This window comes from Arthrobacter sp. PM3 (assembly GCF_003352915.1).
Lineage (GTDB): Bacteria > Actinomycetota > Actinomycetes > Actinomycetales > Micrococcaceae > Arthrobacter.
The window spans coordinates 4,125,722-4,131,956 of record NZ_CP022314.1; the positions used below are offsets into that span (position 1 = coordinate 4,125,722).

Consider the following 6,235-nt stretch of genomic DNA (forward strand, 5'->3'; position numbering starts at 1 on the left):
AGATTCCTAGCCCTCGCTCCCGCCGAACGATCTCAAGACCAGACTTGTCCAGCAGCCAGCGGCCGCCTAGAGGGTGTCTGATTTCCTTGGATCGGGAGACGGGTAGTTCCGGTTGCGGCGAAGCAGGACGCTATGCTCTCACAATGGATGGCCCGCTCTCCGCGTCTGCTGACGATATTGGCACCCTACCCACAGGAACCTGAGCTCCTAGACGTATATGGCGATTGGTATCACCTTGACGATCGGCGGCTTGAGTCCCAACTTGAAGCTCGTGTTGAACTTTCCTTCCTGAGCCGCGTCATGCATGTTCTCCTTTAGTTCATCCAGCATTGGCTGCTGAATCCGGTTGAGAACTTTGTTCCGGCTCAGGATCGACGTGCCCTTCATGGAGACCTCGCTCACCTTGCCGAGAACGGTAAACGTGCCGTCGAGGATCCGGTCTTTGTCCTGGCTTGCGAAGTGCTCGGTGTCGCAGATTGTCACTGCCGTAACGTGCCTGCGGGCTGTTCCTCCTACGACCTTCCCGAAGTACTCGCGGGTTGTTTCGTTCCGAAAGTCCTGACGTACTGCCTGTGTAGCCGCCGCAGCTAGATCGGCCCTGGATTCCGCCTCGAGGTTGGATTTCTGAATGAACTTCTGCAGTTCTTCGTGTCCCTGCTCGTAGTAATAGTCGAACTTTTCGCGTTGGTCCTTCTTCGCCTGCCACCTAGTCACGGCTGCAACGAGCTCTGGCGTTGCCAAGTCCAGGATGCTGTTGATTTCGTTCGCTTCGAACGTGGCAGCGAACTCGACAAACGACCCCACCTCGACACCCTGCAAGGAGTCGATCCCTGTGATTGGTCTGATCAAGTTCTGATTATGAAGTTGCTGGCGCACGTTATGGAGGAAGTTTGCTTGGGTGTACTGGAAGTTCAGTCGATTCTTCTGCTCATCCTTGGCGTCTTCGCTCCCAGAGGACTTGGCAGAGGCACTGACCTTAGCTTTGGCATTGGCTGTCCAAGGGAGGTTAAATCCAGTTTCGGCGTCGGCTGCTCCTGCCGCCTCCTTCGCTTGTTGGATCACGCTTGCCTGAATGGTCTCGCGCATTTCGTCGATTGGCAGACCTATGTTAAAAATTTGCTGGATGAGACCTGCCACGAACTCATCGTTGCGGTAAATCACCAAGCTGTATCCGTCGGCTTGGTCTGTTTTTTTGTCTGCCACTCTTATCCGTTCTTCGTTTTGATGTAGTCCGCCAGGGCCACCGATATCATTTACCACCACCATAGCCACCACGGGCCACGTCCGTGATGGCTACCGCCAAGCGCGTCTGGGCCAGGTTCGGCGGACGGAGTCCAACTGCTTTTCGGACTCTTGAAGCTTTTTAGTGGAGCCTTGAGTGCACGCACGCTTACGAGCTCCTAGGGAGCTCAGCAGCAGGTGGAAGCGCCCCGGGGGGAGGAATGCTGATGCTTAAGTTGCGGGAGCGCTGGGCGCGAGCTTAGAGGCCACATGTACGACTGGCTGCTCTGCCGCTAGTGCATGTCGCTGAACAGATCAATCAGATGGACCAAGCAATACCCGTTAGTATCATCATGCTGGCGGCATCGGCCGATCATCTTACTTTTGGGGGAACATGAGCGACGCTGTAGTCATCGCAGGCATGATTTTTATTTTTGCTTTGATAGTTTTCTTCTTCACCCGGAAGTCCTGGAGTAAGGGCATCGAGAACGCGGATGAAGCTTCCATAGAGATTTCACCGACGAAGTTTGGCCTCCAGTTCAAACGGGAAGCGGCCGCGTTGCAGCAGGAAACGGCAGCAGTTGAAGAAGCCGTTAATGCGCTGGGTTCAGACCCGGTAGAACCGTCTGCCGCTCAACTAGCTCTACCGGAGGAGAACGCCGAACGTCTAGGCGAGGCTGCTCGTACAGCTGTCGTGACAGGTCGAGACCTGGTAGTCGTGGGCGCCGAGTGGGGCGGTCTGATTTCAAAGGCCAAACAATTCATGGACGATAACGACGTTCCAGCTCCTGAGGACGAATCCTCACTGGGTCAGCTTCTGCAAACCATTAATGAAGACTGGCCAGGCATATTGCCTGAGAAGACCGTAGGTCTTGCAAGCCGCGCAGACGTGTTGCTTGAAAAGCTCATGGCAGCTCAGCCCACCGAAATCGAGCATGACGACATCCTGTCCTTCAGCACTGCGTTGACGTCACTCCACCGAATCCTCAGCAAGGCCGCTTCGAAGGCCCGGCACCCTGCGCATCGCCGCAAGTGGGACAGTGACCTCTGAAATGCACACTGAGACGGCTGCACCCAGTCAGCGCCGTGACCGGTGCATCCATCCGACGGCATCAACAGTCCGGTTTGGTGTTACTGCCAGTCAGGCCCTGCACAGCCGTGAGGCCGGGCAGGGCTTGCTGCATCGATACGGGCTTAGCGGCCGTACTCGGAGTCTTGCTGACGGCGGTATTCTGCTGGTCGCTCATACCTTTTATACCTTCGGCCGGTGTTGGAAAAGGTGGCCTCGAGTCTAGATCGTCGTCCCCGGGAGGGGCCCCGCCCGTGCAAACCCGCGAGGGGTGATCACTCTTTGCCGTTGGCCTCGAAAGCCCACCGTTCGACTTCATCAGCGGCGATCTCACGGCCTAGGTCATCGGCTGCTGTACTTGCCCAGTCCTGCATCACATTGACGGCGGATTCATAAGTTGAGACGGGATACCCGTATCTGTAGCTAAACCGTTTGTCGTCCGGACCGGCCTCAGCACGAAGTGTGGCCAGAACTCTATCGTCCACGATGAGGCAAGGGTGACCGGGATCGCCTGCGCCGGCGAAGTAAAGAACCTTGGTGAAGAATGCCGGACCAAGGAACTTGAAGGCGTTGGTGTTGCGCGGCCCCCGCATCGATGTGTATCCGTCACGGGCCGATGTCGAGGCGTCAATGTAGGCACTGCGCAGGATTCCTTCAGCCCGGGGCAGATCCTGGTAGACAGCGTCGATGCGCTTCAGGTTGAGTCGGTGCCGCGTACCGGTTCCCCATGCCACGGCTGACCAAAGAAGTGGCAGCGGGTCTTCAGTTTGCGGCTGCGCGGCCATATTGAAGAGATCGCCTCTTCTGATCCAAGCTCTCCCCTGGGTAGTGACTGAGCCGTCATCGGCGATTCCCGTTAGGGGGTGATTAGCCGTTTCCGGCTGTCGGTTCCACCAGTCCAGACTCACGAGGACTTTGTGGTTGATGATGGCTTCGTCGCGGTTGTGGGTTCGTAGCCACTGAAGCAGTGCAGCTGGTACGGCGGGATTGCTCAAGGCGTGTCCTTACTTCAGGTCGGGAGGGACGGTTCGAGGTGGAACTCAACCGGGGATTTGCGAACCGGATGTGGGTGAGGAGTCGCCTTCGAGAGGCGCTGCAATGCTTTACCAAGCCCGTTCCTGATTCTTTGCAAGCGAAGGTGAAAAGACCTTGGAGTGGACTTGGTTAGTATGGCCGGGCTGCAGTCTGCAGAATAACCCAAAACATCTCGCGACACGCTCCGCGCCGAATCCGGCAACACTCCGGTGGTGGCATTCTTTTATCTGACGACACAAAATGGGGGACAAGATGATCGAAGACTTGCTGCTCGGCGGTCACAAAGGGATTGTGGCAGACCTGCACACGCGGATAAAACAAATTCGCGACGAGGCGTACGACGGCGCCAACATCATTCTCCTACGCGGACCCAGCGGGGTAGGCAAGTCAAGGATTATCCGCGAACTCTACACAGCCTTGTGTGCAGATCAGAACCGTGTTGGTCCCGCGTATTGGGGACCCTTATACCACCCTGGCCCGACGCCGGAATCAGGCGCCAGTGACCCCATGCAAGTCCGCAAAGAACTGGGACCCCGCCCGGAATCGTTCATATGGGCCCCGGGTGCCCTGCCAAACTTCGGCTGGTGGACACTCGACTGCGTGCGCGATTCAGGCGGTAATGCTCTGGACGTCACTCGCACCTTGACAGCGCAACTTGATGCGCATGCATTGCCACTGGCAATCGCCCACCGCAGAAAGTCAGCGTGGACCGAAAAGGCGGCCGGCGCCTGGGAACGTGTTCTCGGAGAAGTCCAGTCGGTGGCAAAGGACGAGGCCGTTGGAGTGCTCGAGGACTTTCTGGGACAAGCATTAAACGTAGCCCTGCCCGGCATCGGACCGCTCTTGGGGTGGGGTGTGAAGGGCGTGGGCGCAGCGAAAGACCGGTACCAGGAAAATCAGCTGCTGAATCGGGAGGTTACTTCGGGTGACTTAGTGGCAAAAGCGGGGCGCAGCCGCGCCGAAGAAACAGCACGGGGGCTTCGGAGCCTTTCCCGTCCGACGCTGCCAGGAGTTGTGGTGATTGAAGATTTGCACCGCATGGACGCTTCCTTCGCCAATTTCCTCGACGCTGCCGCAGAGACTGATTCAAGGAAGCCATTGCTGGTTATCGGGACAGTCTGGCCCGAAGGATTTAGCAACCCGGCCTTCTCCGACTGGTTTAAGAGCCGGGGTGTGCGCGTCTCTGAACTGATTGAGGTTCCGGAACTTCTCGAGGACGATCTCGTTCGCATCTTGCTTGAGTACGCGCCCAACACCAACGTCCCGGACGCTCACGTCATCGTAGAGCGGTTTGGCACTCCTCATTTCCTCAAGCTGTGGCTAACGTGCCGGGGAACTCAAAAGCTCATCAAGAAACAACAAGGTGCCCTTGTCGTTGACGAAACGTTGATGAACGACATCCCCGACGACATCAACGATGTCATGAAGGAGCGGTGGAAGGAGCTTCCAACCGAAGCACGGCAGGCCATTGGACTCGCGGTCGCGGCGCAGCCGCAAGGAGCGGAGCGCCTGCCAAAATTCCTACCCGAAATCATCAACAGTCTGCGTCCACCCGTTGAGCTTCCCGAAGGAAGGTCCATTCAGGAGGGCATGCAATTTGCAATTGATCCCTCGGCCTGGTGCCGCCTTACTCAAGAGGTGGCAAGCCTGCGCGAAGAGAGCCTCCACCGCATCGTCCGGGAACAACTGTTCTCCGGGCCTGATCGGTGGGATGCTGACGAAGTCGAATCCATCCGGGCCTCGGCTGTCGACGCACTCGTTCAATGGGTCGTCCTGAACGTGCCGGTAGACTCTTGGCTGACGTCCCTAGGGCCCGACCCAACGCCAAAGAATGAGGAACGCTCTGCAGCCGCCCCGTCCCACGCAGCAGCCGAATGGCTCATAGACCTTGACCCCGACGGAACAACGCTCGCGCATGGCTGGGCGCACTTGGACCTTGCCAGTCAGCATCGTCATGTCTACGCATATCCGGCGGCGATAGCGGCAATGGAAAAGGCAATGGGTGTCATGCGCCTGAGAACCGGGGATCAAAACGAATTCTTACTCGCACTGCAGGAACTTCTGGCTAACACGTATGCCGAGTCCGGCAATCTGGCAAAGGCCATTGAGATTCAGAAGAGACTGCCTCTAGAGGCAGCAGCAATTCTCGGACCGGAAAATCTGGGGTCCCTAGTTATTCGACGTTCTCTGGCAGATTATCTGACAGACGCCGGAGACTTGGAGGCGGCCTACGAACAACTGCGACCGCTATTGGACGACCACGTTCGGGTTCTCGGCCCCAATCATCCCCACACACTCACCACCCGGGCGTTTCTCGCTGAATGTCTTGCGCAACGCGGACGCCTGAAAGAGGCCGTGGAAATGTTCACGACACTCCTGAAGGACCAAATCAGAATCTTGGGGAAAGACCATCCCAACACACTAAGCACGCGCGGTAGCCTCATCGAACATTCAAAGGTGACCGCAGATAGCGACGAAACGAAGACGGAACTCGAAAGACTGCTGGCCGACCGCACCCGGGTGCTAGGCGAACGCCACCACAGCACGCTGGGGACGCGGCGGGACCTAGCCAACGCGCTTGCTGCACATGGGGATCTAGTCGGCGCTGTCGAGCTAGGAGACTGCTGAACTAATCGCTTTTGAGAGGGGTCGGGCGGGCGCGTGAGCGCTTTGCCCGGCCCTTCGGGCGTGTGCGGGTGGCCGGTTCGGATTCCGTTGGGTGGTCAGTTGTCGGTTTGGGGCGGAGGCCTGGTGCCGAGGGGCCCTCCGGGTCTTTCCAGGGCCTTGGGGCGGCCCTCACGCGATGGCCCAGGATCCGTGTTCGCTGGTGAGTCCGAGCTTCAGGAGCCTGCGGAGGTTCAGCCCGGCGATCCGTAGCTGCAGCCAGGCGTTGTTTCGGCTGGTGCCGCG

General features: G+C 58.1%; 4 protein-coding genes. 2 read left to right on the top strand and 2 right to left on the bottom strand.

Going from position 1 to position 6,235, the window contains the following annotated elements; translation table 11 throughout:
• Nucleotides 1–207: 207 nt before the first annotated feature.
• The gene (locus CFN17_RS18775; protein ID WP_208749189.1) at nt 208–1,203 is read right to left on the bottom strand and encodes a hypothetical protein; all 996 of its coding nucleotides are present in this window, start codon (nt 1,201–1,203) and stop codon (nt 208–210) included.
• A 412-nt stretch (nt 1,204–1,615) separates the two neighbouring features.
• Here CFN17_RS18775 and CFN17_RS18780 point away from each other — a divergent pair, with 412 nt between their 5' ends.
• Nucleotides 1,616–2,272 carry a hypothetical protein gene (locus CFN17_RS18780; RefSeq protein WP_208749190.1) on the top strand — a complete coding sequence of 219 codons (657 nt, stop codon included), beginning with the start codon at nt 1,616–1,618 and terminating at the stop codon, nt 2,270–2,272.
• A gap of 293 nt (nt 2,273–2,565) precedes the next feature.
• On the opposite strand, the gene CFN17_RS18785 is transcribed toward CFN17_RS18780, so the two are convergent.
• Nucleotides 2,566–3,285: a hypothetical protein gene (locus CFN17_RS18785; RefSeq protein WP_208749191.1), complete on the bottom strand. Its 720-nt coding sequence runs from the start codon at nt 3,283–3,285 to the stop codon at nt 2,566–2,568.
• Between the two features lie 292 nt (nt 3,286–3,577).
• On the opposite strand from CFN17_RS18785, the gene CFN17_RS18790 reads away from it, so the two are divergent.
• Nucleotides 3,578–5,953, top strand: coding sequence for a tetratricopeptide repeat protein (locus CFN17_RS18790; RefSeq protein ID WP_208749192.1), 2,376 nt, complete (start codon nt 3,578–3,580; stop codon nt 5,951–5,953).
• Nucleotides 5,954–6,235 lie beyond the last annotated feature (282 nt).